This is a genomic window from Acetobacter sp. DsW_059 (assembly GCF_002153695.1).
Taxonomy (GTDB): Bacteria; Pseudomonadota; Alphaproteobacteria; order Acetobacterales; family Acetobacteraceae; genus Acetobacter; species Acetobacter thailandicus.
This window is the reverse complement of record NZ_JOPI01000128.1, coordinates 1-400: the sequence shown is the minus strand read 5'-3', so window position 1 is coordinate 400 and position 400 is coordinate 1. Positions and strand designations below refer to the sequence as shown.

Below are 400 nucleotides of genomic sequence, written 5' to 3'. Positions count from 1 at the left end.
GTTGCTGTCATAGCCCCTGTCCCCGATGATTTCTTCTGTCTTGTCGGGAAGATCTGCCAGCAGCACGTCTGCGCCTTTGATGTCACTGACCTGTCCTGCAGTCAGATGCAGGCGGACAGGCCGCCCCTGATCATCGCACATGGCATGCAGTTTTGAATTCAGACCGCCTTTTGTGCGTCCGATATGGCGGGGAAAAGCCCTTTTTTAAGCAGAGAGGCTGCCGTTCTGTGCGCTTTAAGGTGCGTCGCATCGATCATCAGGCGTTTTGAACGTCCCCCCTGTTCTGCCAGGGTTTTAAAGATCCTGTCAAAGACACCCAGGCGGCTCCACCGGATAAAGCGATTATATAAAGTCTTGTGCGGGCCATACGCTTTGGGAGCATCTTTCCACTGAAGCCCGT

General features: G+C 54.0%; 1 pseudogene. It reads right to left on the bottom strand.

Features of this window, described 5'->3' with window-relative positions:
- Window positions 1–400, bottom strand: a pseudogene (locus HK25_RS13455) (IS5 family transposase); the annotation flags it as partial.